The following is a 26027-nucleotide window of genomic DNA, read 5'->3' as shown; positions in this document are numbered from 1 at the left end:
TCGGACTCTATCTCTCGGTTTTCCGGCTCTCCTGTCCGAAGTTACACCAAGTTCGGACTCTATCTCTCGGTTTTCACACTCTCCTGTCCGAAGTTTCTCCAGGTTCAGACTCTCTGTTTCGGTTTTCCCACTCTCCTGTCCGAAGTTGCGTCTGGTTCAGTCTTATTCCTTTTAATGTAAGTCATTTTTCAGCACATCAGCAAGCCGGTGCAGTTCATCTGACCGCCGAATGAGGTATTGCCGCCCTTCCTTCTGCAGGTATCCTTTATCGCAAAACTGTACAAGAACATGCAATAGGTGGCGATAAGATACCCCTAAAAAATCACAGACGGTTACATGTTTTTCCTTATAGACCTCCCCATCAGCGGTTTGCAGAATGAAATCCGCCAGTCGGTTTTCTAGCGGAAAGGAAAGGCTCTGGGAGTACTTTTCAGCCATTTTCGTTGCTTTCATACTTAAAAACTTGGTGAGTTCACGAAGAAAGGTCGTATCTTCAAGGAGCCTGTTGCGGTATTTATGCAAAGGCATCGCAAAACAGATTGTCTTCGTGGAGGCTTGAATCCCCTTTGTATAGTACACTTCATGTAATAGCTCCATTTCGCCGATATAATCGTGGGCATTAATAAAATTGATCAAAGAAACCTTGCCATTTTGATATGTTACATAGATTTTGGCTTTACCCTCGATAACATAATACAAATAATCTGGCCTCATGCCTTCGCGAATAATCCATTCATCCCGCTTATATTCGCGTACTTCCATAAACTCCTCAACCTGAAAAGAAAATAAATGCGAAATGGAGTACTGCTCCAGGTAATGCTGCCTTTTTTCCTGATTATAAATTTCCATTCTCCACCCCGAAATATGAGATATCTCATATTATTGTACGAATCTTCCTGATATCATGCAAATATCGGAGGGATATTTAATGAATACACAGAGCTGGATGGGCAGACAGTTTTTCAGTTTCTTTATGACCTGGGGTGTTTTTCTGCCCTATTGGACAGGGTGGCTGATCCATATAAAAGGAATGACCGTTTCACAAGCGAGTTTGATCATGAGTCTAGGTTTGGCTGTACGGGGCCTTTCCACACTCTTTGCCTTTCCCTATTTATCAGGAAAATTCAGCAGTAGAACCCTGCTTAACGGGATGGGAATCGGCACACTGATTGCCATTCTCTGCTATATCCCGGCCAATTCTTTTACAAGCCTGCTGGTGGTTACGCTGTTTTTACACTTCTTTTACCCTGCTCTGATGCCAGCATTGGATAGTGCTGCAGGCATTCTTGTACAGAGTAAGCAATTAAGAGATTACGGAAAGAGCCGCTCATGGGGGTCAATTGGATTCGTTGTATCCGGCATGATCCTGACTTTCTTCACAGGGGCATTTGGGGATGATGCCATATTCTGGGCTCTGCTGCTCGGCATGATCGTATTTCTGTGCCTCGGTTTAATGAATACGCCGGACGTTTTATCGGAAAAACCCAAAAGCGTCCAGACAAAAGGCGCCATAAAGAAATTATTCAGCATCCAGCACTTCGGCCTGGTGCTCGTCATAGTCATTTTACTGCAGGCAGCACATGCTTCTTATTACAACTATGGCTATATTTATTTGCAGGAAATTCAGGCTCCCCAATATTTAATCGGCCTGATCATTAACATTGCCGTGATTGCAGAAATCCTATTCTTTTTCATTGCCGACCGGACTTTCCGCAAATTTTCAATCGGCTCTTTACTGGCATTGGCAGCATTGGGCTCAACCGCACGCTGGATACTCGTATTTGCTTTTCCGCATGTGATTATGTTTACGGTTGCCCAAACACTTCATGCCTTTTCATTTGCCATGGCACACTATGCCTTTATGAAATACTTAATCAAATACGTTCCCCATGAACAGGTGCCGATTACACAAGGAATATACTCTGCACTCGCTCTTAGCTGGAGCACAGCCATCTTCACGATTTTTGGCGGGTATTTATATGAAATGGAACCAAGATACGCGTTTATCGGGATGGTGGTTTGCACGATACCAGCATTGATCCTGGCGGTTATTTATAGGAAACTTGTTCATGCGAAGGAAATTACTGAAGGGAGTTTGGCAGGTTAGCGGAGCATGCCCTTTTCGGGAATGCTCTTTTTCAGTGTTATCCAAGTAAAAAACAGCAAGCTCAAAAGAAGCTTGCCGTCTATTTTGCTTCGAACATATATTTCCGGTACGGCTTTCGTATCGATAATAGGATACCCATGAATATCATATTGGACAGCAATGAGCTTCCCCCATATGACAATAAGGGCAGTGAAATCCCTTTGACTGGCATGACCCCGATTGTCATCCCGATGTTTTGGAAGATTTGCAGGGTATACATCGCTATCGCCCCCGAGCAAATATACAAACCAAAGGGCGATTCCGCATGATCGCCGATTACAGCCATCCGGTACAATAGGACGAAGAATAAACTGAGAACAACAGCAGCAGCTATAAACCCGCCTTCTTCCGCAATGGTGGCAAAGATGAAATCTGTATGCTTTTCAGGAATATAGACTGTTCCGCCGCCAAATCCATTTCCCTTTAATTCCCCGCTTCCCACCGCCAGTATGGCTTTATTCGTCTGATATGCATGATCTGCATATTCACTTGGCGAAAGCCATCCCAGGATTCTCTCCTGCTGGTGGGGCTTTAATAACGGAATCAGCTGATCATAGAAGACGGATGGATACTGAAAGTAGACATACATGAGGATGGCTGTGCCTGCCGCCGGAAAAAAGCACGCGGCTGCTAGAATCTTCTTTTGAATGCCGGACAGAAAGAGGACGGTGGCGCTGCCGGCCAAGTAAAGAACAACCATGCCGGTATCAGGCTGCTGATAGACAAAGATGGATGGAATGATTGTCGCCAGAAGGATTTTGCCAATCAGCAGGAGGTCAGTCCAAACCGTCCTCACCTGGTAAAGCAAATTGTGTTTGTAAGCTAATCTGGATGTTAACAGAAGCAAAGCGATTTTAAAAAACTCAGATGGCTGTATAGAGCCAAGCAGGGGGAGGCTATACCATCTTTTCGCCCCTAAAATAGACGGCGCCACTGCAGGAGGCATAAGCGGCAAAAGAACGATGGACGCAAAACAAACAAGATAGAGGGGCCATGCAATTCTCTCCAGCTGGTCTGCATCCAGATAAGCAACAGCCATCAGCAGGACGAACCCAATCATATAGCTGACTCCCTGCTTAAGCGCAAAGTTCTGGTCTCCGTACTGACCGGTCCCCTGGCTGCTGTAAATAAAAAGGATACTCATGATGCTAAATGTACAAATAATGAACAAGACCGATTTATCCAGCCGTTTCAAATATGTATTTCCCATGTTGAAGTTCTCCTCAATCTCTTTGCCCGCTGGATGCGTCTATCCCTGATTTCCTGGAGTCCCCCTCCAAAAAGGATCGGATTGCCTCTTTATTTGTCTCAAAATCAATATCCAGTGCCAGCCCTACCCCCTCATACCTTACATCTGTATAAGAATTCTGGATGGGAATGGTCAGTGTTTCCACCTTATCAGGCCTGTGCATAGCGACGTCCTTCATGATAGCGAGAAGTTCTGCGCCTTGAAGATTCGTCTGAATATAGGGCTGAGCAGTTCCTATCAGCTTCGGCAGCTTTACCACACCACTAACACTTAAAAACTCGTCCTTTAGTGCATTGATGACCTGCTGCTGGCGCCTTACCCGTCCGAAATCGGCCTCTGCATCCTTGCGAAAACGGGCATATCCCAATAATTCCTTCCCGTTCAGCCTTTGCAATCCGGGCTCAAGGGACACGCCGATATTAGCTGACATCTTTTTTTCAACATCCATTTCAATGCCATCAGGGGCAAGAGCATCCACCATTTTCTCGAAGCCTGTAAAATCGATCAGGGCGTAATACTCAATATCCAAGTCAAAGTCATCTTTCAAGGTTTCCCGCAGCAATTCCGGTCCGCCCAGATAAAAGGCAGTGTTAATTTTGTAGTTCTTATATCCGGGAATTTCTGTGTAAATATCCCGCATGATCGAGATGACCTTGGCTGTCCCTTCCTTCGGATCGTATTGGGCGACCATGATGGAGTCAGTGCGGGATTTTCCCTCATCCGGCCGTGCATCGACTCCCAATAGAAGTACATTGATTTTATCGTCGAGGCTTTTCTCCCCATGGAACTCATATTCCTGCTGTTCAACCGGTTCTGCCATGCTTATTCCCGCCTGGTATTGATAGACAAAGTATCCGATCACAGCCGCACTCACTGCCAGCAATGCTGCAGTCAGTTTAAGCACTCTGCTTTTTCTTTTATAGCGATTTTGTCTGCTCATTTTTTCTCCCATCCTACTTATTTTCCGCAATTTATTTTTTCAGCGACAGTCCATTCATCACCCAATTGATGACCAGTGCATCGTCTATATAACCGACCGGAAAGACATAATCCGGGATACAGTCAACGGCCGTGATAAAATAGAGGAGTGCCCCGCCCATCATAGCAAGCTCCAGCTTATTCCCGCTCCGCATAGAGAATTTCCCGTACATGTCCTTTAAATAATGAATAAAGGGACCGATGCTCCCCACTTTCTCCACCTTCTCCTCAAACTTGGACTGAATGGTTTTGGTCCCTTCCTTGGTTTGAGAGAACTGCTGGTATTTTTCAAGTTCCTGCTTCACATCTTCCAGCCGAAACTCTTTATCTACTAAACTTGTGGATTCAAGAACAGCCTGAATATAGCCAATCGACTCATTCAGTTCCGTCTGCTTTGGATCTATAGGGTACCCTGCGCTCTCATAAAACCGGGAGATTGATACTCCAAAATAATCCGCAAACCGCTCCAAATGCTCGGGGGTCGCTTTTCGTTTTCCATTAATAATTTTTGATATGACCGCCGTATCGACTCCAGTCATCTGACTGAATTTCCTCATGGATAAAGACCGCTCCTTCAGTAAGCTCTTAAGCAGCTGGCCTATTTCATTGCTTTTATCTGCCATACTCATTTTCCTTTCCAACATGTTCAGCTTCTATCAATATACAAATAGTGTTGACATTTTGTCAACACTACTTTCTTTAACCTATTAAAGGCCGACTTTTCTATTTGCTTAATAAATATCAGCTATCTTTGATTGAATAGATTCTGGCAATAGCTGAAAGAATAGTCCTTGATACTTAATATCGAGCAGTCCAGCAATTAACAAGCCGACCGAAATGATCAATACCATCCATTTTTTCTTTTTTTTAAACTCCCCTGTCAATTGATTCACCTCCATGAAAATAACGGCAAGCCACGAATTAATAAAAGCCCCTCAGAAGGAGCTCTTTTGATTAATGCGTTAACTTATAAACGATTTCCCCATCAATTATCCTGCCATCGGCTTCAAAGCCCAATTTTTCATACAACCCCTTCGCCAGATTGTTTTCTGGCTCAAAGCTTAAATATATCACCTTATGCTCTTGATCCTGTTTAATCCGCTCGATCAGCTTCTCCATGGCCTCTTTTCCATACCCTTTTGACTGGTGCTTCGCGTCAATCATTAGGCGGTATATCCAATATTCCTTATCGTCAGAATCTATGCAATACATCGTAAAGCCCACTAACACATCATCCTGATAGATCGCTAAACAAATACACTCCGGAAATGCCTTTGCCTGTGCAAGCGAAAACACATTCGGCGCTACAAACGATTTCTGCTCTTCTGCTACACGCAAATCAATTACATCGAAAAAATTATGCCGGTCTATTTCTTTGAATTCGATCATGTGATCCCCCTGAAATAAATTTTCTCCGTTACCTGTGTGCCTCCCCGGATGTTTGTGGGGGAGAAACCTGAAATTTGGCTTTCTGAATTCAGAATTCCACAGATCCAAATGAAAATCCTTCAATGTGAACACCTTTAGGATATTGCGGGATAAGAGTTCTTATTTTAGAGGGAGGCACTGCCTTCCATTAGACACATAGATTATCCGCGAGCGCCAATAGGAGCAGATAAAAAAGACCACCTTAAGAGACATTTAGTCTATCAAGGTGGTAATAATTATAATGCTTTTATCAATTTATCTGCAGAATTGCAGGTTGAATCATCTTTGGTTTAATGTTCTTTCAATGAGCATATCAGCTCAATATGCTGAAGGAATTCTTCTCTATTAGGCTGCTTCTTTATCTTCTCCAGAATCTCGTGGTACACGCTTTCCTATTCCAAAAGCGAAATAACTTAAAGTTACAATTCCCAGAAAAACAATACCTGCGATCAGCGAGATCCGGGTATCATCATTCAGCCACATTCCCACTAATACCATCAATAAAAATGCGATGGTTAAATAATTGGTCACAGGAGCAAAAGGCATTTTGAATGGATGCTTGTCCATTTCAGCTCCTTTTGCTTTTCTAAACTTAATTTGGCTGATTAAGATGACAAACCATGGAACCATACCTGGAAGAACACTTGCACTGTATACATAGACAAATAAATTTTCTGGTGCAATATAGCTTAAAACAACACCAACCGCTAAACCAATCAGTACACCCATAGTACCGACAATCGGTACACCTTGAGAAGATATTTTCGTAAAGAATTTAGGTGCCTGCCCATTTACTCCTAACGTATAAAGCATACGACCTGCACTATAAATACCGCTGTTGCAGCCGGACATCGCCGCTGTAATAACAACAAAGTTAATAATTCCTGCAGCCGCAGTAATTCCTACTTTTGCAAAAGTAGCCACAAATGGGCTTCCGACCGATTGAAGCTGATCCCAAGGATATACAGTTACAATCACCAAAATAGCCCCTATATAGAAAATCAAAATCCGCCAAATGATACTTTGAATTGCACTCGTAAGCGTTTTCCTGGGGTCTTTTGCTTCCCCTGCTGTAATTCCAATTAGTTCAACGCCTTGATACGCTCCAATTACAAGGGATAGGGCAAAGAAAAAGCCTGTCCATCCGCCTGTAAAGAATCCGCCATGCTCCCAAAGATTAGAAAAACCAATTGCCTCACCTCCATTGCCAATTCCGAAGAAAATAAGCCCAAAACCGGCAATGATCATTAAGATGATCGTTACAACTTTAATCAAGGAAAACCAAAATTCAAATTCACCAAATGATTTAACGGATATTAAATTCGCGGCTCCCAGCATCACCATGGCAATGATACCCGGTATCCACGCAGGCAAGTCAGGAAACCAGTATTGCATGTAGGCACCGACGGCAATAATTTCAGCCATCCCGACTATTACCCATTGAAACCAGTTGCTCCAGGCAGTCAAATACCCAGCCAATGGATGAATATACTTATAGCCAAATGTGGCAAAGGACCCCGTGTTAGGCTCTAAATACAACATTTCCCCCATGGCACGCATGATGAAGTAGATAAAAATCCCTGCAGTTATATAAGCAAGAAGCACAGACGGTCCTGTCCATTGAATGGTGCTTGCTGATCCCATAAATAAGCCGACACCAATCGTACCACCCAGAGCAATCATCTGAATGTGACGTGATTCTAAGCCTCTCTTCAATTCTTTGTTTGCCACTCCATATCCTCCTTTGTTGAAAATATTGAAATATCAAGAAATATTGGTTAAAAAGATTCTTAATCTTGTACTAAAATACTCATTTATAATAATAAATACCACTAATAATTACAATGGAATATTTTAATAAATGGCTGTATATCAATGTTAACAACAGGAAAGAGTCACAAATAATACTATAGTAAAATACAAAAATACTTCTGACCTAATCAAAGGAGAGAAGTAATTGCTCCTTTCTATTTATACTTAAAACACCTTGCTTAATAACGCTGCATTTAGGATGAAATAGTGTAAGAAGCCACTTAAACTTATCAAAGACTATTTAACAATTAAATCAGGAGAATCTCACACCGTTTATCGGAAGGATAATGATAAACGATTAGCAAATTAATAATATGGCGGCTGAACAGCTAATGGGCAAGAGGGATTAGTGATATGGTTTTAATCAAATTTAACTTGGAGGGATCGACATGAACCAAAACAACTCAACAAACAAAATGACAACACAAATAGGGGACCGTGAAATTACAGTGACCCGCGTATTTGATGCGCCTGTTGATCTTGTGTTTGATTCTTGGACGAAAGAAGAGCATCTGTCAAAGTGGTGGGGACCTCAAGGTTTTACGTTGACTTCTCAAACATTCGATATGAAACCGGGCGGTACATGGCAGTTTATCATGCACGGTCCTGATGGCGTTGATTTTCCTAATACCAACGTCTTTGTTGAGGTCGTTAAACCCGAGCGAATCGTCTTCAAACATGATGTATTTCCCCATTTTCTCGCCACAGCGGCCTTTGAGGATCTGGATGGCAAAACGAAGCTCACTTATACCACAATTTTTGAAGAAACTGCCGCTGTATTTGAAAAGGTGAAAACATATGCCGCCCCAGGTGCCGAACAGACAATGGAGCGCCTTGAGGAGCATCTGGCTTGTATGTAAAATTAAAGAGCTATTAGGGGCTCTGCAAACCTGGCAAAATGCCGGTTTTAACTAGCTCTGCTTATGGGCAGAATAAGCCTAATCTCTCTTGTAAACCTTCTAAGATTTCTTCCGGCATCTCCCTGACCTTGATATCCCCTCCGAGGAAAAGCAGCCAATTGGTCATTTCGGTCAGTTCTTCTGAATTATTGACATTGATAAAAGTCTTTAGAACGGCTGTCGTTTGGTAAGGATTTGTATAAGAAATGGATACTTTTAAAGGATGGTATTTTTTGAACTGGGCAATCGCCTGTGGACCGAGTTCAAGGACAAGATTGATTACTTCCTCCTGCTTGCTTATTTTTTCTAAAATATTTTTTCTGCTTACTCTTTTGTTCACAGGATATGGTTCGACGCTGGTGAGATTGTCCACGGGAAAAATTTGTTTCTTTCCTTCCTTTAAGTCAAAGCCTTCAATCAGCCAGATGCTTTTTTCACGATAAAGGTGCAAGAGATAAATGGGATAAGACCTGATTTCCTTCTCTTCGTTAATGGTAATCAATAAATAGCTATCCAAAAGAAGGGTTTGGATGAGTTTCTCCAGCATCGGATGAGGGAGGTCCGACAGTTCAAGCAGGTCGGGATTATTGGGGTTGGTCCCTTCAAACAGCAGGATTTGATTTAATAGAACAATGTCTTCCTGCTGGGCTTCTGAGATGAGGCCGATTAATTTTTCAGCTAAAGACTGACGGCTCTTTAGATAGGGGAGCTGAAGGTTTCTTGTAGCCATAAAGGCAATAAACAGTGCTTTGATTTCATTATCAGTAAAGCGGACAGTGGGCAGGACAGAATTGTTCATGACAAAATAACCCCCATCCCTGCCAACTTCAGCGACAAGCGGCATCCCCATGGCTTCAATTTCCCGAATATCTCTAATAGCCGTTGAACGGGAGATGTTAAATTCCCGCATGATTTCAGAAATAGTAAAGTGGGCGCGGTTATTGATATACCGCATCATCACATTAATCCGTTCAACTTTTTTCATGGGGACCTCCTAAACAGTATCATTTTTTGACATGATTTAAAGTTATTATAAACTCATCAAGTGAAAAGATAAATCATTTGATCAATTTTTAGAGAAGGAAGGTTTTGATTATGGCAGATTATACTCTGGAAGAAAAAGAAGGCTTTACGGTTTTAGGCATCGGAACTGAACTGAAGAGCGATTACACAGACTATGCCGGCATCAATAAGGAAAAGGCGGATTTTTGGCTGGCAGTTAAACAGGATGGCAGGCTTGATAAATTAAAAGCTATTGCTGCAAATGATTACATTTTTACCGTGAACGAAGCAGTGAATAACAAGATGATGCATTATGCCGGCGTCATGACAGAGGAGTCGCTCCCAGAAGCATCCAGACTGATCCAATTCCCTAAAGGAGAATACATCGTTGTTAAAGGGGAAGCCGAGACAGCTGAAATGTTGAGCAATATGCTTACCGGCATGGCCTTTGGTCAAGTCTTGCCGGAAGCAACAAATGTTGCCTATGTTGGCGGGCCCAATGCAGCGGTTGAAATGGGCCAGCGAAATGGCTTAGTATTTGGTGAAATGTGGATTCCTGTTGTTAGGAAATAGGAAATAAAAGGCGGGATGAAAATGTCCTATATTGTTGATTTCAAAAATGTGTCTGCAGCTGGTCTAGAGTCTTCACCGGCAGCGGAAGCCCTTGCTGGTTTGCGTGCAAATGAGGCCCGTTACTTCATGACTAAATATAAGCATGAATTTACCGTTGTACCTGCCAGCGAAAGCCAGGAAACCCTTGATTATGTAAACCATATCTTGAAAAAAGAACGGGATATAGAGTTTGCAGCCAAACCTTTAGAAACTTCCCAATTTCAAGTCGAAAATATTAAATGGACCTACGTCTTTTATGAGGATGGCCTTAGTGTCAACGTCATGTATACGGTTGATGACCCCAAGAAACGTGCTGTTGGTTTTAAACTTTCTGAGGGAATGGAAATACCAAAGGAATTAGAAGGGAAGTTTAAGTTTGCCAGGCGGAAGTCTAAATTGGCGGGGGTTATTCGGGGGTCGTTTTTTGTAATTAGAGGGGAGTATTAGGGTTAGAAATAAATTCCTCTCTAAAGTAAAAACTATCAATGATACACACTAATACATGTATGCATTCACAAACAGCACCTCTCCATCCTATTAGGGGGGTGCTGTTGTATTTATCCATAAATCTCTTAAAGGAAAAAACCTTGAAAGGCATCAAGGTTTTAATACCAATGAATTATCGTGTTTAAAAACACACTGATACCAAATAGCTTATCAATTATTATTATGGTGTCTTAAAAAAATCGATACTGATTCTGTCAACTCTCATCTCAACATTTTTCTCTTTGAATTCAGGATAATCAGAAAAATATTCATCTTCGTCAGTAAAAACTATACCTGCGTCAATTTTATCCTCATGTAACAAACCTCTTATATAATATTCATAGCCCAAACCAATACGTTCAATTTCTTTCTTCTCTCCCTGGATTTCACGAATCATTAACTCATCTAAAATAGTAAACCCTATTGATACAGGATAACTTTTTCCTACTTCAATTTTATAAGGACAAATAAAAGCAAATCCTGTAAATTCAAAGCCCTCGATTTCAATGGTCACTTCTTCTTCAATTTGTTGATCTAGCCTTTTAACAAGAGCTGTATATACCATATTTAAATCCTCTCTTCCTACTCTGCCGGATTAATTACTGGGATATTTTCACCATTAAAATGGAAACCTTGAAAGGCACTTTGCCAATCTAGGTTCGGGGCCGGTGTCTGAAAGTAAAAGAAGGACAAAAAATATAACACTCTATTAGTGATTTAATTACAAATGTTTAGAGCGTTAAAAACCTTGAGAGGCTAAAGCCAATCAAGGTTTAATAATTGTACATATTTTTTAGATTTATCTAAACCTTGAACTATTTCTTAAAAGAAACTCGTTATTTTAGCTATTTTTATTATTCCATATCAATATAATATTTGTCGTCGTCCATTACTTTCCTTAAAAATTCTTCTAAAGAATCAGCTATTTTTATCTCGTCGTAATAAATAGAATTATTTTTTTCTTCACTCAAGTCAATTAGTAACAATGCACTTTCATTTGCTTCAAAAAAAATTAATTTACCCTCTTCCAGTTCTTCATATACTTCTATATCGGGATAAAATTCAAAATCATTAACTTTTAATCTGGCATCTCTTATAGAAGCGGGTCCCATAATCCGATTAATATTATATTCAGATCTTCTAAGAAAACCATAACCAACTTCTATAAGGAATTCTCTTAAATCATAAGGGAATTTTAATCCCAAGGTTGATTCAACTTCTTCAATTTCTTTTTCACTTACATGGAAAAACTGATTACCAACTTGATTTTTAATAAAATCAAATCTCATAAGTTACTTTCCTCCTTTAAATAATTCATTGGCTGGCGAGCCGGTACCATGGATGCCTGATTGATGTTCATTCGGAAACTTTGCAGGATGTATATTCCACCATTCATGTTCTCCTTGGAAACTATTCTCAATTATATGATGAGCATCGTATTTATCTCCTTTTCTTCGAACTGGTTCACCGGTCTTCTCTGAAATAACGGCTTCAGCATAAGTAGGCCATTTTTGATCAGTGTTTATCTCCCACTCCTCAATCAGCTTATCTTTAACTTTATTAAATGCTCGTCGATGTTTTCTTGTTTCGGTAGGTGATAACTTGTTATATTCTCTATTTCTTAACGCTTCCTTCAACTTCTCTATTTGGCTTTTAGGTAACTCTCTTCCTGTTCGTCCTTCTACATCTCTAATATATTTTTTTATTAAATCAGAATCTATTTTATTACCCGTGCCCTTAACTCCAAACACATTATCAGTCACCGTCTTAATCTTCGTCAACGGATCATTAATAACATTATAAGGCACAGGTCCCCCGGTCAGTCCAATACCTGCCATGGCCGGTGTCTGAACCGGCGTGTAAATAGAAAGTGCTTTCTCTCCTTTACCAGCTTGGCCAACTGTCTTAGCAATGGTTCCAGCTTCCCCAATCCCCTTATCCCCAAGAATGCCAATTCCCAGGGAAGTCAGGCCATAGGTAAAGAAGGCTGTCCGGCTCTTGGCATCCCCATTTACGACATCCCGCTCCCAGGCGCTGGTGACAGCGGACCATATGTATTTTGGCATATCGAGGGCCTGGCGTACTTTTCCTATGGGGTCATTAAAAATGCCTAAATAAAATTCCTGGTGCTTCCTTTGGTTTTCAAGAAGCTGGTCACGGTTAAACAACAATTCATTGCCCAAAAACAGCGGACTGAACGGCCCCATGATGGTCCGTCCCAGCTCATAGGTTGACTTCAGTCCTTCCCATGAATCTTCTACAGCTTTGGATGCACCCTCGATGACTCCTTCAGCCATATCTTGAAGAATACTTTCCTCGCTTTCTGGATTGGGATTCGATATTTCCTCATGGAAATCCTTCCAGGAAAGAGTTTTTGGCTGATAATGGGTTAGAGATAAGTTGCCGCTTTGGAATATGACCGCCATTTTTTGGAGGTACTGGTTCATGAGGGATAAATCATGCAGGAGAGGGTCCAGTGCAGCCGTTTTCCGATGGTCAAAATCCTCCAATTTTTGAACTGTTTCGCGGCTTGAATCCTCGGCGTGCTTTGATGCCTGGATAAAATGGCCATCCTCCAGCCGTGGAAGCGCAACAATATCGCTTACGGACTTCATGATGTTATTCGCTTCCTCTGTCAGCTCAGCAGTAATCTGCAGAGTGGTTCTCAGCCCCTTTTTGAGTTCATGCTCCAGAAATTCCTGGCGGATAAAGCCTGAAGGGGAGGGTTCAAGACTACTCAATGAACCTATGAAACTCTTTAAATAGGATCGATACTCGTCAATCCAGGATTCAAGGAATTGCAAGAATGGCTGGTGGCATTCCTGATAAAAAGCGCGTATGGCCTGGCCGCCCTGTCCTTTGAACGCATCTTCAAGAGACACCAGCTCCTGGATGGACAACTGAACTTGATTTACCTGCTCCTTAAGAATCGATAATTGATTGCTGGTTTCACGGATTCCTGCAAGCAAGGAATCTACTTCAAGAACTTTCAACAGAATCAGCTCCGTATTATAAATTCCATTTTCTTCTATTTCCATCTTAAAGGACTCGGGCAATTAGTTGAATAGGAATTTTGGCATGAAATAGTGTAAAAAGTTCCTTTAGAATTGTTTAAATATGCTTGTCATCATTGATTCCGACTTAAGAATGAGAGTGGCAAGGCTGTCCAAACAAGTCAAGATAAATCAATCTTTAAATGGCATTAAAACTCTATCAAAAAAGGACTCTGAGAAAGCGCCAGCAGCAGCTGATCAAATTATACGCAATACGTACCGGACTCTTATGACCAGAGGACAAAAATTTGTACTGACCCTTAGTTGAATGCTTACTTTGAAGAACGGTTGCAGCGAACAAGAACTAATAATGATCTTTCTCCTGGAAGAGTATTGAAAGTGGCTGAGGATCGGGAGGTTTATTAGAAAGAGAAATAAAAAAGTAGGAAAAGTGCCTTTTCCCTTTATAACATCTGGGTTGGGCACTTTTTTATTGTTATTTCTTGTGTATGGTTCACCAGACTTTTTTTAATTATTCTGCCATTTAATTTATTCCCACGTTATGGTGTCGCTGCGGAGGAAGCAGCTGCCTGGTCGGCCTTCACACAATCAATTGCAACAACGAGTGCAATTATGATAGCTTCCATCTCTTCTTCTAAAATTTGAACCTTGTAGCTGTCGCCCCAAGTAAACCACTCCTTGCTCACTTTCCCTGCAACTTCGCCATGCTGTAATACCTGAAAGTCCATATCCCACCAATTACCATGTACTTCAATCCCTGCCGCATCAATCGTATATCGTGCTTTAAAGAAGGATAACTCTTTCTTAATCGTCAGCACCTCTCGGCCATTTACCTCAACAAAAAATTTCGGTAAAAAGCTGAACACCTTTTTCGTAATGAGAGCTATTTCATCTCTTGCTGTATTCATAACAGAGAATGTCTTTGGAATTTGCATAAAACTTCCCTCTACATAATATACATCGTTCTCCTGCTCATCCTTTACTGTAAATTTGCCACTAAGACTAAACACCTTCTGCTTTATATAAAGTTGCCTCACTTTATGACCCCCTTTTTATATAGCATATTACAAATTAGTATAATCTTGTTCTAACTGTTATGAAACATCAAGGAAGACCACCATGTAACTAATTGGATTTAAAAGCTGCTTATAATACGGTTCACTTTGCATTTATGGTAAAGCTTCCTAAAGTTCATGCTAACTTAATAATGAGTACAGTTGATATCCCATATAAATAGCCATAGCCCATATAATAAGAGCGGAAACTTGATTCATATATTTTAAGAACTTACCATTTTTATCAAATTGACCAATTTTCCTTCCAGAAATCGCTAAGAAAAAGAACCAGATCCAGGAAATCATTATACAAGCCACGGTAAACACCCATTTCTCATATCCTGTATAAGCCAATGAACTAGTTCCTATAACTCCAATAGTATCCATAATAGCATGAGGATTAAGTAATGAGACAGAAGCGGCAAAAGTAACCTGACGACGTGCAGAAAAACGGTTTTGTTCTTGATTAGCGTTTATTTCGGGTGTGTTTTTCCACATAATCCAACCCATATAAACTAAGAAAAGGAATCCAACAAAAAATAACAAAACCTTTAACCATTCAAAACTAAAAACAATAATGGATACCCCGGCAACAGCCAAATAAATCAGTATTGTATCACAAACCCCTGCTGTAATAATTGCAGGTAAAGCATTGGTGAATTTGTTGTGTGTCGCTCCTTGATTAAATACAAATACATTTTGAACTCCTAAAGGTAAGATTAATCCAAATGCCAATATCATCCCATGAAATAATGGTTCCATTTTGATTCCCCCTATTCTTATCTAGAATAGCTAAGGACGAGTCATATGTCTCCAACCATTTGGATGGGAGTCTAACCAACCATTTGGTATAATTTTAAAAAATGATTGGAGATAGCCTATGTCTGAATTAGATTGGAAGCCAGAAAAAAATTCTGTTGTTCCTTTACATCAGCAAATATATGATTTTATGAAAAACAAAATAATGAACGGTGAATGGACATTAGGCACTAAAATACCACCACAAAGAAATTTAGCAAAACGATTTCAAGTAAATCGCAGTACCATTGTAACTGCACTTGAAGAACTGGCTGCCGATGGACTAATTGAATCTAAGGTTGGGAGCGGTACTAGGGTGATTAACAATACATGGAGCCTGCTTGCTTCCACTCCTCCTCCAGATTGGATTAGTTATGTAAAATCCGGTATTCATAAACCAAATATAAATATCATCCAAGAAATTAATAAAGCAGAAGCAGACCCTGCTATGATTAGGCTTGGGACAGGAGAACTTTCACCAGACTTGTTACCCAGCAAAAAAATGGGGCAAATACTGCAAATAGATACTGAACAGTCTTTATCGCTTGGATACATGGAGTCTAAAGGGAGCCTATCTTTACGTAAAACCGTTAGTGCATATTTAAGAACAAAGGGAATTGAAGCTTCCCCCGAATCGATTTTAATTGTTTCTGGAGGACTACAAGCGCTTCAATTGATTTCCATTGGAGTATTAAAAAGAGGCTCAACAATACTTCATGAATCACCATCCTATTTAAACTCCGTACACGTTTTCCAATCGGCTGGAATGAATTTATTGGGTATTCCACTTGACAAAGAAGGAATTAAAAGTGACTCAATTGGGCGTATGAAGCGGCAGCATCATGCGGCTATACTCTATACGATACCCACTTTTCACAATCCAACCGGCACATTAATGCCTGAAAAAAGGCGGCTTGAATTAATAAAGGTTTGTCAAAGGGAGTCTTTACCTATCATCGAGGATGATGTTTATGGCGATTTATGGTTTGAAAACCCTCCGCCAAATCCTTTGAAAGCTAATGATACACAAGGAAATGTCCTGTATATAGGAAGCATGTCCAAAACATTGAGCCCCGGTTTACGAATCGGTTGGATTGTAGGACCCGAACCTGTTATTGAACGTTTGGCAGATATAAAGATGCAAACAGATTATGGCTCAAGTTCCTTATCACAATATGCTGTAGACAAATGGCTTCGTAGTGGTATGTATGAGGGCTTCTTAAAGGAAACGAAAGAGGAATTAAGATTCAGAAGGGATTTCACCATTCAAATTTTAGAGAAATATTTTTCCGATATAGCAACATGGAAGACCCCAAAAGGTGGATTTTATATCTGGCTTAAATTACTAACAGGTGTTTCCACCCGAAAGCTATTTAACGCAGCCCTTCGAGAAGGAATTTTATTAAATCCAGGTAGTGTGTATGATAATAATGATGATCAGCACCTTCGCATTTCCTATTCATATGCTTCAATGGATCAACTAGAAGAAGGGCTGGTTTATTTAGCACAACTTATTAAAAATTCTTCTATGAATTGAATTTATGAGGATACCGTAATAACGGTATCCTTATTTTTGTAAACTTCTATATAATAAGGGTTTATCCAGGACAAGTTTAACTTTTTGTTTTAACACTATTGGTGATAAGGTTCTCCGTAATATATCTAAAGAGGTTTTTGGGCTTACCTAAAAGAACAGAGTTATTTTTTATTACTATTGTAAAAAGAAGCATTGTATTGTTCATTATCTTTTTCCCTCAAGTTATCTGAGGTCAATAACGCATCCTTATCTGTTACTTTTTAAAATTTAAAATAAAAGCCGTTTTGTCCGCACTTTTCAAGTATAATGAACCATATTCAGAAAATGCATATAATAATTCTTGGAGAGAATTCTATACATATGATGAAAAAACAAAAAACGAGGTTTAAAAATGAATAAAAGAAGTTTTGCGGATTTTCATGTAAGCGAAGAAATAAAAAGAGCACTAGCTGTGTTAAAATACGAAACCCCAACAGAAGTTCAAAGTGAAGTCATTCCATTAGCAATGAAAAATCAAGATCTTGTCGTAAAAGCTCAAACAGGAAGTGGAAAGACTGCCTCCTTTGGTATTCCTGTTTCCGATATGGTTGAATGGGAAGAAAAAAAACCACAGGCCTTAATTCTTATGCCAACTAGGGAGCTTGCGGTTCAAGTCTGCGAAGATATTACGAATATCGGAAGGTTTAAACGCATTAAAGCTGTAGCCGTTTATGGAAAAGAACCTTTTTCGAAACAAAAGGATGAATTGAAACAAAAAACTCATGTAGTCGTTGGCACCCCTGGACGAGTCATGGACCATATTGAACGAGAAACCTTGATTTTGGATCAAATAAAGTATCTTATCATAGATGAAGCTGATGAGATGCTTAATAGAGGTTTCATCGATGAAGTGGAAGCGATCATCAAAGAGCTGCCTTCAAACCGAGTAACAATGGTTTTTTCTGCAACTCTGCCTAAAGATGTTGAAAATCTTTGCCATAAATATATGAAAGATCCTATTCAGATTAAGATTGAATCGACCAAGGTGACGGCCGATACCATTGAACATTCTTTAATTGAAGTGAGAGATGAAGAAAAGATCTCACTCCTTAAAGACGTCACGGTTGTAGAAAATCCAGACAGCTGCCTGATTTTCTGCCGAACCAAAGAACACGTTGATACTGTGTATAGCGAACTAGATAGAGCTGGATATCCTTGTGAGAGACTCCATGGGGGGCTGGAGCAAGAAGACCGATTCTCTGTTATGGAAGGTTTCAAACTGGGGAACTTCCGCTATCTCGTGGCCACTGATGTAGCTGCCAGAGGTATTGATATTGATAATGTGACACTTGTCATCAACTATGACGTTCCTATGGAAAAAGAGAGCTATGTACACCGAACTGGAAGAACAGGCCGTGCTGGAAATAAAGGAAAGGCCATTACGTTTTCGACACCTTTTGAAGGAAAATTCATTAAAGCCATTGAAAGATACATCGGCTTTGATCTACCTGCTAGAGAAGCACCCAGCCATCTTGAAGTTGCTGGTGGAAAAGCTGCTTTCGAAGAAAAACTTAACAACAGGCGTATTGTAAGAAATAATAAAACAGCCCGAATCAATCAAGGTATTATGAAACTCCATTTTACTGGCGGGAAAAAGAAGAAAATCCGCGCTGTTGACTTTGTCGGAACGATCGCAAAAATCCCTGGAGTCACAGCAGATGATATCGGCATTATCACCATCCATGATCAAATGTCTTATGTTGATATTCTGAATGGAAAAGGCTCATTAGTTTTACAAGCCATGGAAAATGCGACCATCAAAGGGAAGAAGTTAAAAGTAAGCAAAGCGATTAAATAAGTAGAAAAAACTTAAATCCCCCTCACTTTATTAGATGAGGGGGATTTTCATTGGCCGGCTTAAACTTCTAATAAACCTTGCTTACTTATGGTACGGTTCCCCCCGATTAATCCGAAACGCCCGATAAACCTGCTCCAGCAAGATAAGCTTCATCAACTGATGCGGAAACGTCATCTTCGAAAAAGAAAGCTTATCATCCGCCCGCTGCAAAACCTCCTGGCTCAATCCAAGAGACCCGCCAATGACAAATGCAATTTTGCTTTTCCCATACGTAGCTAATTTATCAAGATTGTCAGCCAACTCTTCCGATGATTTCATTTTCCCTTCGATAGCTAGTGCTATAACATGAGCATCCGGATGGATCTTCGCCAGGATCCTCTCACCCTCTTTTTGCTTTACCTGAATCATTTCCGTTTCACTTAGTTCTTCAGGGGCTTTTTCGTCAGGAACCTCGATGATATCCATTTTGGCATAGGCTGACAGTCTTTTTAGATATTCGTCAATTCCTTGCTTCAGGTATTTTTCTTTTAGTTTTCCGACCGTAATAATTGAGATATTCACAGCATGTCCTCACTTTACAAACAAGATATCCACAGAAGTTATCCACATGTCCACATTTTTCATCCACATCTTGTATGAGATCATTCGTTCGCTACAACATATATTGCGTTATTTTGACAATATTCACAGGTTGTTGATAACTTTTTATCCTCTTCAAGTTTTGTTAATTGCGGGAATGTTTCGTACTCATCAACCACTATATCTATTGCCAGATCAACGTGTTCGTCACAGCAGTAAATCATTTTCAGCATGCTCCTTTTTAGGCTGGAAGCCTGTTTTTTTATCCGATCTGTGGATAATTTTTATTTTCTCGTATACATATAAGTTATCCACATCTCATCTTAACAAAACAATAAAAAACAGGAAAGCGATTTCCGCTTTCCCATTTAGTCGTTCCATTATAATGTCTCGCCGCTCAGCTTCATGGTTACTTCCTGAGTTTTCCCGTCGCGGTAAAACTTAATTTTCATCTGGTCGCCTACCGATTTCTTCGTATACAAATGCTGGCGCAATTCGATGATGTCATTGATTTCTTGTCCATCCATCTCGACGATTACATCCATTTCCTTCAGTCCTGCCTGTGCAGCTGGAGAGTTCGGTTCAACTGAAGTGATGGCCACACCAGATTTAACATCCTTAGGCAGTTTTAGCGCTTCCTGCTGGTAGTAGCCAGGAATCTCATTGACCGATGCCAGTTGTACGCCCATATACGGACGTTTTACCTCTCCGAACTTTTCGAGGTCATCAATGACTGGGCGTGCGTAGTTAATCGGAATCGCCAATCCAATTCCTTCTACCGCACTCTCAGCGATTTTCATGGAGTTGATGCCAATCAGCTGTCCGCTGATATTAACTAAAGCCCCGCCGCTGTTACCCGGGTTGATGGCGGCGTCTGTCTGCAGTACCTCAGCCTGCCAGTCAACTGTTCCATTCTGATCGATATCAACCGGGATGGCACGCTCCAGGCCAGAAATAATTCCCTGTGTGACAGAGCCTGAGAACTGTCCAAGAGGATTCCCGATCGCAATGACTGGTTCGCCTGGCTTCAGTTTTTCAGAATCGCCGAATTCGGCAACCGTCTTAATTTCCTTTCCTTCTACCTCAAGGACAGCAAGATCCGTCCAAATGTCGCTGCCAACCAGTCTTGCCGGGAGCTTGGTGCCATCCTGCAGACTTACCTCCAGCTCCTGAGCTCCTTCTACCACATGGTGGTTTGTAACGATGAAGGCTGTATTTCCTTCCTTCTTATAAATAACTCCGGAACCTGTTCCGGCTGGCTGGCCGGCACTGCCATTTCCCTCATTCGACCAAAAGCCGGCTGTCTGGATGTTCGTAATGCTTACGACCGCATCCCCGGCTTTGTCGACCGCCTTGGTTACATCTGTGGTCACATCAAGTGAGACATTCTGAACATTGGCGTTATTGTTATTCCCGGCTGCCTCATCCTGCAGCTCTTCATCCGGTTCAACCGTATAAGGGAGCACGTTGTAATCAGATAGCTTTGGCACCGCAACCACGACCAGGATGGCTCCTAATATGACTCCAACAAGGCTGGCCAGAAAATATCCGCCCTTGTTGCCTTTTTGCCCTTTATAACGGTTCTGATGATCTTGATCATAATAGCCCAAACTGCACCCATCCTTTCTTTCATCTGCAAAAACACTGGCTTTTAAAATATAAATGCTAAAATTTAGTCTTCCTTTATACCCAATATTATACTCTCCTGTTTTCAAAAATCTAATAAAAACGCACCTGCTTCAGCAATCTTACGACTTTGTTCATACTTTTTTAAGATTTTTTCAAAAAAGAAAAAGAGGAATACATGGAAACGGCTGTCTCTCTGTGTATTCCTCTTTATATTTTTATTAAACTGCCGTTAGGATTGTCGGAACCTTTGGATCTGTATCATAAAGGTCGAATTGTTCGCCGACAAGGATTCCGCGGCTTTCAAGTGTCTGGGATACGGACATTCTCGCCAGATCCTTGATATTGTTATCCTGGCTTAAATGAGCCAGATAAAAGCTCTTCGTCCGGTCGCCCGCCACTTCACTCATCGCAAGGGCGGCATCCTCATTGGATACATGGCCGACATCGCTTAAGATCCTTCTCTTAATATTCCACGGGTAGCGGCCCATACGAAGCATCTGGACATCATGATTGCTTTCAAATACATAAGCCTCCGCATTGGAAATCAGACCTTTCATGCGGTCGCTGACATAGCCTGTATCGGTGATCAGCGCAAGCTTTTTCCCACTATGATGGAACACATAAAACATCGGGTCGGCTGCATCATGGGAAACCCCGAAGGATTCAATATCAAGGGATCCAAATGTTTTCACCGTTTCCATATCAAAATGGAACTTCTGGTCAACCGGGACTTGTCCAATCAGTCCGTCCATGGCCAGCCATGTTTTTTCATTCGCATAGATCGGCAGGTTATACTTCCGGGCAAGAATCCCGACACCCTTAATATGGTCACTATGCTCATGGGTCACCAGTATCCCTGATAGCTTGCCGATGTCCCGGCCAATATGCTGAAATAAACCTTCCATTTGCTTTCCGCTTAATCCGGCATCAACCAGAAAGGAATGTTCCTCCGTCTCGACAAAGATTGCATTCCCAGTACTGCCGCTCGCGAGAACGCTGAATTGTAAAGACATGTTCTCCTCACTCCACTATTTTTTTCTCTTCGTTGTTCAGCTTAATGATTTTCCCCTCAAAGGCATCAACAAATAAATTCTCCTCGTCATTAATGACAAATCGCCAGGCAGGCGTTAACAATTGCGAAGAGCTCAAATGCACAAAGGTAAAATAACCAAGCTCTACATTTGTAACTTTTGACTTCGGCTGCAGTGAGCCGTTCTTGTAAAGTGTTTCAACGGCCTTTATCGGCTGAATAACTTTTTCACTTTCTTCCTTCGACTCAATCTTTGTCAGGAGCGTCTGCTTATAAGAGACAATTTCATTTTCATCATTCAAATAAAATGTAAGCTCGCCATTTAAATTCATATAAAACATCTTGCCTTCAAATTCCTGATAATACGTGATTCTATTACTGTTTTCTGGTTTTTCCCAGAAGCGGTATTGGTCACCGAATAACACCCTGTTTTTGATAAAGGCAGATAATTCGGAAGGACTGAATTTATCACTGATCTTGATCGATTCGTCCAGGACTGAATTCAGAGTAGTCCCCTCAGTAATCGTAATTTCCTGGCCCTCCAGCCTTGTATCTCCTTCAAGATCTTCAATATCAAATTCAACCGGCTTAGCCCTCAAATACCGGTCTTTCGGGTTGCTTTTCGGCAGGGGCTCATCAAAGGTGATATCAGCATCCTTAAGCTGTTTTTCCAGGGTGGCCTGTGCAATCGGTTCAAATTCACTGGCCTCCTTCAATTTGAAAAACTCATACATCAAATAAATATCCAGGACCAGGAAGGTTAAAATAAAGATTGTTTTGATCTTACTCCAATCCATTATTCATGCCCCCTGTCTCATCAAGCGAAATGCTTTTCCAAGTTCCTTCATACCGGTAATACCAGGAAGGCTCCAGACGGATGAAGGTGGTCTGAGCTTCCTTGACCAGCATCATTTTATATCCCAGCTTTACATTCTCCAGTAATTCCGGCTCAAACCCTTCCAGACCTAACAAGTATTCCAAAACGCGTGTTCCGGAACTTAGAGATACTTCTGAGGGGGGTTCAGCACTCAGACCAAGCTGAAAATTGCTCCGATAATATTCATAAATCTCATTTTGCCCCCAAGTCTGGCGGATTTCGGATATTTTCGGATCATCACTGAAAATTGGATAACCTGAAGAATCATACATCCTGAATACCACTCTATGATTCAGCTCATCAATCTCCGCAAATTGGTAATTGTCTGTCCATCCCGAATGTCCGTTAATATAATCAATGCTCCTTTTCAGCAGGTCGCCTGAAGCAAAAGTCGGGTTATCCCCGGCAGCCGGTTTTATATATTGAAGGGTATTTTTGTCTGAGTTTACCCTCAATAAGCTTAAGGTATCATTATACTCATCCTCTGATTGCTGAAAGCTTTTCTGCACTACACTTGGGTCGCTGAATAAAGCATTTTTATATTGTTCAGAGTCCAATTTTTTCTCCAAATACTGATATCTCGCCATTTTTGTATCCTGTGAAGGCAGATAGATCGTTCTTTCATCAGATGGCTTATAAGCAAAATAGGCTTTATATTCAGGGTTGTACTCGGATAAATTGAAGAATTGGCTTTTGAAATTCTGAATAAAGGAAACAGGCACACGGCTCCTATACACCTGCCGGTTATCCAAAGAAACAAAATCGACTATTCCATCCTTTTTCTCCAATTGCCTAGTATCAATGACAATATGGTCAAACTGAAAATCAGGCAGATTCTTGTCAGCAATTTTAATTACTGATTTGTATAATTCAATCGGAACAGAATCCGGAAACGCAAGAACAGCTTTTCCTTCATCATGGAGAATGCCCGCTTCCTCTGTAATATTTTCAAAGTCAGCAAAATTCCAACCGCTGATTTCTTTCATGACTTTATCAATTTCGCCGGGGCTGACAGTTCCAAAAGTCTTTTTTTCCCCGAGATGGAATAAGAGAGTGTCCGGTCTCACAATCTGATTCACTTCTTTTTTTTCCGCTATTGTTACTTCCTGAACGGTATTTGATTCTTTTTCAATCCGTTCAAAGTTCGGCTGGTAGGTCCAAAGATTCCAGGTCAGGAGAGCGCTTGTCACTACTAGAATGGTCAGTATGATGGTTTTTATATTTTCATAACTCATTCCCAATCATCCTCTTCCGAGCGAACATATGGAAGGCTAAATGAAATCGTTGTCCCTTTCCCTTCTGTACTCGCTGCCCAAATTTTCCCGCCATGCGCTTCCACCATTTCTTTCGCAATGGCCAATCCGAGGCCTGTTCCGCCAAGCTTTCTTGTCCTGGCTTTATCCACCCGGTAAAAACGCTCAAAAATCTGATCAATATTTTCTTTCGGTATCCCCACACCCTGGTCTGAAACGCTGACAACAATAAATTCATCTTTTTCCTCAATGCTGAACGTAACCTTTCCGCCTTCCGGAGAGTATTTAAGCGCGTTTGAAATGATATTGTCCAGCACCTGGGTGAGCTTGTCTTCATCTATTTCCACAAAAGCCGAATGGTCCGGAAGCTTTCTTTCAAACGTAACATTCTGCTGCTTCGTCATTTCAAAACGGTCTATAATTCTATTATAGAAGAAAATGAAATCAGTCCAGTCCTTGGTCAAGCGGTAATCCTTGCTGTCCATTTTAGACAGCTGCAGCAGATCATTGACCAGGCGGATCATCCGCTCTGTTTCATTTTGGGTGACATCCAGGAAGTTTGGGGCAATCTCCTCATCTCTCCAGGCGCCTTCCGCAAGAGCCTCCAGATAGCTTCTCATCGTGGTCAGCGGCGTCCTGAGTTCATGAGATACATTCGCCACAAATTCGCGGCGTTCCATGTCAATTTTCTCCTGCTCGGTGATATCATGCAAAACGGTAATTAAGCCGTTAACAAAGCCAGTTTCTTTTTGGATAACCGAAAAGTTAGCGCGGAGAATCAGTGTTTTCGACTTGCTGCTGTAATCCAGGATGACCGAATCCCGCTCGTTTAATAGCTCTTCAAAGTTATAATCCTCTTCAAGACCAAGCAGGGAAACAATTGGGGAAGACAGGACCGTTTCACGTGAAACATTCAGCATTTTTGCTGCAGGCTCGTTAATCAAAATAACACGCCCTTTGCGGTCGGTTGCAATAACTCCATCCGTCATATAGGAAAGAACGGAGGATAATTTTCGCCGTTCGCCTTCTGTTGTAGCATGAGCTTCCTGAAGTTTCTTTGTTAAACTGTTAAAGGTAATGGCCAGCTGGCCAATTTCGTCATACCCATAAACCTTAACCTTTCGGGAGAAGTTCCCTTTTGCCATGGCAAGTGCCTGTTTCCGCATATCTGAAATCGGGCGTGTCACCGTCTGGGCAAGAAGTATGCCCAGGATCGCTGTGATAGCTAACGCAATGGCTATACCGGTAGTGAAAATATTATTAATCTCCCTCATCTGTTCATAGATGTTCTCGATTTTTGCAACCAGATAGATGGCTCCATTGACTTCTCCGTTATTTTTAATAGGTGTGACGAGAACCCATATCCGTTGTCCCTGCTCAACCAGATCCTCCGTTACCGGCTCCCTGGTGGCTATGGCCATCTTGATCAGATTGTCAGTAGACCTCCCCCCGACAACACCCTGATTATCAGGATCGGAGGTGCCAAGTATTTTCAGTGATTCATCAACCACACGGACTTCGGATATATCCGCCGAGTTGTAATCACTTAATAGCCTTCTGATATCTTCCTCCTGGGATGGGGTTTCCTCATCAGGAAGCCTTACCTTGGTCATTTGTTCCTCCACATAATAGCTAAGAAGATTGACCCTCTCCTGAATGGCATCTTTGAAATTTTCCTGTAAGGTCGATTCCAGCTGCCTGACAAAGTAGACCCCGATAATCTGCATGGCTACCAGGATGAGAAGAACATATATGATCACAAACTTCAAATGAATGGACCGAAAAAAACCAACCTTTTCCATGTAC

Annotated in this window: 26 protein-coding genes and 2 pseudogenes; 7 read left to right on the top strand and 21 right to left on the bottom strand. The window is 41.2% G+C overall.

Annotated features, from left to right (window positions below; genetic code table 11):
- Window positions 1-171: 171 nt before the first annotated feature.
- Window positions 172-849, bottom strand: a complete 678-nt coding sequence (yeiL, locus tag MKY20_RS04265) for a transcriptional regulator YeiL (RefSeq protein WP_071158171.1) — start codon at window positions 847-849, stop codon at window positions 172-174.
- A gap of 79 nt (window positions 850-928) precedes the next feature.
- Between yeiL and MKY20_RS04260 the strand changes: the two genes are divergently transcribed.
- Window positions 929-2107 carry an MFS transporter gene (locus MKY20_RS04260; protein WP_019383529.1) on the top strand — a complete coding sequence of 393 codons (1179 nt, stop codon included), beginning with the start codon at window positions 929-931 and terminating at the stop codon, window positions 2105-2107.
- A gap of 79 nt (window positions 2108-2186) precedes the next feature.
- On the opposite strand, the gene MKY20_RS04255 is transcribed toward MKY20_RS04260, so the two are convergent.
- From MKY20_RS04255 to MKY20_RS04230, 6 genes are all read right to left on the bottom strand, one after another.
- Window positions 2187-3356, bottom strand: coding sequence for an FtsW/RodA/SpoVE family cell cycle protein (locus MKY20_RS04255; protein WP_019383528.1), 1170 nt, complete (start codon window positions 3354-3356; stop codon window positions 2187-2189).
- Window positions 3357-3369: 13 nt separating this feature from the next.
- A complete protein-coding gene (locus tag MKY20_RS04250; RefSeq protein ID WP_009332419.1) occupies window positions 3370-4335 on the bottom strand; it encodes an LCP family protein in 966 nt (321 codons plus the stop codon).
- Between the two features lie 31 nt (window positions 4336-4366).
- On the bottom strand, window positions 4367-5002 hold the full coding sequence (locus MKY20_RS04245; protein ID WP_341003286.1) for a helix-turn-helix domain-containing protein: 636 nt from the start codon (window positions 5000-5002) through the stop codon (window positions 4367-4369).
- Between the two features lie 102 nt (window positions 5003-5104).
- Entirely contained in the window at window positions 5105-5257 is a 153-nt protein-coding gene (locus MKY20_RS04240) for a hypothetical protein (protein WP_009332421.1), read from the bottom strand.
- Between the two features lie 70 nt (window positions 5258-5327).
- Window positions 5328-5762, bottom strand: a complete 435-nt coding sequence (locus MKY20_RS04235; protein ID WP_251266767.1) for a GNAT family N-acetyltransferase — start codon at window positions 5760-5762, stop codon at window positions 5328-5330.
- Between the two features lie 384 nt (window positions 5763-6146).
- Window positions 6147-7532 (bottom strand): amino acid permease, encoded by a 1386-nt coding sequence (locus MKY20_RS04230; protein WP_019383523.1) that lies wholly within the window; start codon window positions 7530-7532, stop codon window positions 6147-6149.
- Between the two features lie 470 nt (window positions 7533-8002).
- Here MKY20_RS04230 and MKY20_RS04225 point away from each other — a divergent pair, with 470 nt between their 5' ends.
- On the top strand, window positions 8003-8473 hold the full coding sequence (locus MKY20_RS04225) for an SRPBCC family protein (RefSeq protein WP_217026049.1): 471 nt from the start codon (window positions 8003-8005) through the stop codon (window positions 8471-8473).
- Between the two features lie 61 nt (window positions 8474-8534).
- Here MKY20_RS04225 and MKY20_RS04220 read toward each other — a convergent pair whose 3' ends face one another.
- Window positions 8535-9497: a helix-turn-helix transcriptional regulator gene (locus MKY20_RS04220; RefSeq protein ID WP_192908003.1), complete on the bottom strand. Its 963-nt coding sequence runs from the start codon at window positions 9495-9497 to the stop codon at window positions 8535-8537.
- 110 nt (window positions 9498-9607) lie between these two features.
- On the opposite strand from MKY20_RS04220, the gene MKY20_RS04215 reads away from it, so the two are divergent.
- Together MKY20_RS04215 and MKY20_RS04210 are read left to right on the top strand one after the other, a co-directional pair.
- Window positions 9608-10087: a GyrI-like domain-containing protein gene (locus tag MKY20_RS04215; protein ID WP_217026050.1), complete on the top strand. Its 480-nt coding sequence runs from the start codon at window positions 9608-9610 to the stop codon at window positions 10085-10087.
- A 21-nt stretch (window positions 10088-10108) separates the two neighbouring features.
- Window positions 10109-10573 carry a hypothetical protein gene (locus MKY20_RS04210; protein WP_009332427.1) on the top strand — a complete coding sequence of 155 codons (465 nt, stop codon included), beginning with the start codon at window positions 10109-10111 and terminating at the stop codon, window positions 10571-10573.
- A gap of 220 nt (window positions 10574-10793) precedes the next feature.
- Here the strand turns inward: MKY20_RS04210 and MKY20_RS04205 are convergent, their stop codons facing one another.
- From MKY20_RS04205 to MKY20_RS04190, 4 genes and pseudogenes are all read right to left on the bottom strand, one after another.
- The gene (locus tag MKY20_RS04205) at window positions 10794-11177 is read right to left on the bottom strand and encodes a hypothetical protein (RefSeq protein ID WP_009332428.1); all 384 of its coding nucleotides are present in this window, start codon (window positions 11175-11177) and stop codon (window positions 10794-10796) included.
- Window positions 11178-11466: 289 nt separating this feature from the next.
- Window positions 11467-11901, bottom strand: a complete 435-nt coding sequence (locus tag MKY20_RS04200; RefSeq protein WP_009332429.1) for an SMI1/KNR4 family protein — start codon at window positions 11899-11901, stop codon at window positions 11467-11469.
- Window positions 11902-11904: 3 nt separating this feature from the next.
- Window positions 11905-12354 (bottom strand): annotated as a pseudogene (locus MKY20_RS04195) (T7SS effector LXG polymorphic toxin); the annotation flags it as partial.
- Between the two features lie 666 nt (window positions 12355-13020).
- A pseudogene (locus tag MKY20_RS04190) lies at window positions 13021-13650 on the bottom strand (T7SS effector LXG polymorphic toxin); the annotation flags it as partial.
- A gap of 79 nt (window positions 13651-13729) precedes the next feature.
- On the opposite strand from MKY20_RS04190, the gene MKY20_RS04185 reads away from it, so the two are divergent.
- Window positions 13730-13933 (top strand): DNA/RNA helicase domain-containing protein, encoded by a 204-nt coding sequence (locus MKY20_RS04185; RefSeq protein WP_009332432.1) that lies wholly within the window; start codon window positions 13730-13732, stop codon window positions 13931-13933.
- Window positions 13934-14165: 232 nt separating this feature from the next.
- On the opposite strand, the gene MKY20_RS04180 is transcribed toward MKY20_RS04185, so the two are convergent.
- The gene (locus MKY20_RS04180; RefSeq protein ID WP_217026051.1) at window positions 14166-14663 is read right to left on the bottom strand and encodes an LURP-one-related/scramblase family protein; all 498 of its coding nucleotides are present in this window, start codon (window positions 14661-14663) and stop codon (window positions 14166-14168) included.
- Between the two features lie 159 nt (window positions 14664-14822).
- Window positions 14823-15443, bottom strand: coding sequence for a LysE/ArgO family amino acid transporter (locus MKY20_RS04175; RefSeq protein ID WP_217035494.1), 621 nt, complete (start codon window positions 15441-15443; stop codon window positions 14823-14825).
- Between the two features lie 118 nt (window positions 15444-15561).
- On the opposite strand from MKY20_RS04175, the gene pdxR reads away from it, so the two are divergent.
- Entirely contained in the window at window positions 15562-17016 is a 1455-nt protein-coding gene (pdxR, locus tag MKY20_RS04170) for a MocR-like pyridoxine biosynthesis transcription factor PdxR (protein WP_251174368.1), read from the top strand.
- Between the two features lie 391 nt (window positions 17017-17407).
- A complete protein-coding gene (locus MKY20_RS04165) occupies window positions 17408-18853 on the top strand; it encodes a DEAD/DEAH box helicase (RefSeq protein WP_341000426.1) in 1446 nt (481 codons plus the stop codon).
- Between the two features lie 81 nt (window positions 18854-18934).
- Here the strand turns inward: MKY20_RS04165 and rlmH are convergent, their stop codons facing one another.
- The 7 genes from rlmH to walK form a co-directional block, all read right to left on the bottom strand.
- On the bottom strand, window positions 18935-19414 hold the full coding sequence (gene rlmH / locus MKY20_RS04160; protein WP_009332442.1) for a 23S rRNA (pseudouridine(1915)-N(3))-methyltransferase RlmH: 480 nt from the start codon (window positions 19412-19414) through the stop codon (window positions 18935-18937).
- An 80-nt stretch (window positions 19415-19494) separates the two neighbouring features.
- A complete protein-coding gene (locus MKY20_RS04155) occupies window positions 19495-19656 on the bottom strand; it encodes a CxxH/CxxC protein (protein WP_009332445.1) in 162 nt (53 codons plus the stop codon).
- Between the two features lie 156 nt (window positions 19657-19812).
- A complete protein-coding gene (locus MKY20_RS04150) occupies window positions 19813-21042 on the bottom strand; it encodes a S1C family serine protease (protein ID WP_251266766.1) in 1230 nt (409 codons plus the stop codon).
- 237 nt (window positions 21043-21279) lie between these two features.
- Complete coding sequence (locus MKY20_RS04145; protein ID WP_251266765.1) at window positions 21280-22074, bottom strand: MBL fold metallo-hydrolase; 795 nt, start codon at window positions 22072-22074, stop codon at window positions 21280-21282.
- A gap of 7 nt (window positions 22075-22081) precedes the next feature.
- A complete protein-coding gene (locus tag MKY20_RS04140) occupies window positions 22082-22888 on the bottom strand; it encodes a two-component system regulatory protein YycI (protein ID WP_009332450.1) in 807 nt (268 codons plus the stop codon).
- On the bottom strand, window positions 22875-24203 hold the full coding sequence (locus MKY20_RS04135; protein WP_009332452.1) for a YycH family regulatory protein: 1329 nt from the start codon (window positions 24201-24203) through the stop codon (window positions 22875-22877). Before MKY20_RS04135 ends, MKY20_RS04140 begins: the two co-directional genes overlap by 14 nt.
- Window positions 24200-26023 (bottom strand): cell wall metabolism sensor histidine kinase WalK, encoded by a 1824-nt coding sequence (walK, locus tag MKY20_RS04130; RefSeq protein WP_009332453.1) that lies wholly within the window; start codon window positions 26021-26023, stop codon window positions 24200-24202. The genes MKY20_RS04135 and walK overlap by 4 nt, the downstream gene beginning before the upstream one ends.
- Window positions 26024-26027: the final 4 nt, after the last annotated feature.

This window comes from Cytobacillus sp. FSL W8-0315 (genome assembly GCF_038002905.1).
Lineage (GTDB): Bacteria > Bacillota > Bacilli > Bacillales > Cytobacillaceae > Cytobacillus > Cytobacillus pseudoceanisediminis.
The sequence above is the reverse complement of the archived record's forward strand: the minus strand, read 5'-3'. Positions and strand labels throughout refer to the sequence as shown.

What these genes read in the sequence shown, in the direction of transcription:
- yeiL (WP_071158171.1), bottom strand. Translation starts at nt 849, where the DNA reads ATGGAAATTTATAATCAGGAAAAAAGGCAGCATTACCTGGAGCAGTAC.
- MKY20_RS04260 (WP_019383529.1), top strand. Translation starts at nt 929, where the DNA reads ATGAATACACAGAGCTGGATGGGCAGACAGTTTTTCAGTTTCTTTATG.
- MKY20_RS04255 (WP_019383528.1), bottom strand. Translation starts at nt 3,356, where the DNA reads ATGGGAAATACATATTTGAAACGGCTGGATAAATCGGTCTTGTTCATT.
- MKY20_RS04250 (WP_009332419.1), bottom strand. Translation starts at nt 4,335, where the DNA reads ATGAGCAGACAAAATCGCTATAAAAGAAAAAGCAGAGTGCTTAAACTG.
- MKY20_RS04245 (WP_341003286.1), bottom strand. Translation starts at nt 5,002, where the DNA reads ATGAGTATGGCAGATAAAAGCAATGAAATAGGCCAGCTGCTTAAGAGC.
- MKY20_RS04235 (WP_251266767.1), bottom strand. Translation starts at nt 5,762, where the DNA reads ATGATCGAATTCAAAGAAATAGACCGGCATAATTTTTTCGATGTAATT.
- MKY20_RS04225 (WP_217026049.1), top strand. Translation starts at nt 8,003, where the DNA reads ATGAACCAAAACAACTCAACAAACAAAATGACAACACAAATAGGGGAC.
- MKY20_RS04220 (WP_192908003.1), bottom strand. Translation starts at nt 9,497, where the DNA reads ATGAAAAAAGTTGAACGGATTAATGTGATGATGCGGTATATCAATAAC.
- MKY20_RS04215 (WP_217026050.1), top strand. Translation starts at nt 9,608, where the DNA reads ATGGCAGATTATACTCTGGAAGAAAAAGAAGGCTTTACGGTTTTAGGC.
- MKY20_RS04210 (WP_009332427.1), top strand. Translation starts at nt 10,109, where the DNA reads ATGTCCTATATTGTTGATTTCAAAAATGTGTCTGCAGCTGGTCTAGAG.
- MKY20_RS04205 (WP_009332428.1), bottom strand. Translation starts at nt 11,177, where the DNA reads ATGGTATATACAGCTCTTGTTAAAAGGCTAGATCAACAAATTGAAGAA.
- MKY20_RS04200 (WP_009332429.1), bottom strand. Translation starts at nt 11,901, where the DNA reads ATGAGATTTGATTTTATTAAAAATCAAGTTGGTAATCAGTTTTTCCAT.
- MKY20_RS04185 (WP_009332432.1), top strand. Translation starts at nt 13,730, where the DNA reads ATGCTTGTCATCATTGATTCCGACTTAAGAATGAGAGTGGCAAGGCTG.
- MKY20_RS04175 (WP_217035494.1), bottom strand. Translation starts at nt 15,443, where the DNA reads ATGGAACCATTATTTCATGGGATGATATTGGCATTTGGATTAATCTTA.
- pdxR (WP_251174368.1), top strand. Translation starts at nt 15,562, where the DNA reads ATGTCTGAATTAGATTGGAAGCCAGAAAAAAATTCTGTTGTTCCTTTA.
- MKY20_RS04165 (WP_341000426.1), top strand. Translation starts at nt 17,408, where the DNA reads ATGAATAAAAGAAGTTTTGCGGATTTTCATGTAAGCGAAGAAATAAAA.
- MKY20_RS04155 (WP_009332445.1), bottom strand. Translation starts at nt 19,656, where the DNA reads ATGATTTACTGCTGTGACGAACACGTTGATCTGGCAATAGATATAGTG.
- MKY20_RS04145 (WP_251266765.1), bottom strand. Translation starts at nt 22,074, where the DNA reads ATGTCTTTACAATTCAGCGTTCTCGCGAGCGGCAGTACTGGGAATGCA.
- MKY20_RS04140 (WP_009332450.1), bottom strand. Translation starts at nt 22,888, where the DNA reads ATGGATTGGAGTAAGATCAAAACAATCTTTATTTTAACCTTCCTGGTC.
- MKY20_RS04135 (WP_009332452.1), bottom strand. Translation starts at nt 24,203, where the DNA reads ATGAGTTATGAAAATATAAAAACCATCATACTGACCATTCTAGTAGTG.
- walK (WP_009332453.1), bottom strand. Translation starts at nt 26,023, where the DNA reads ATGGAAAAGGTTGGTTTTTTTCGGTCCATTCATTTGAAGTTTGTGATC.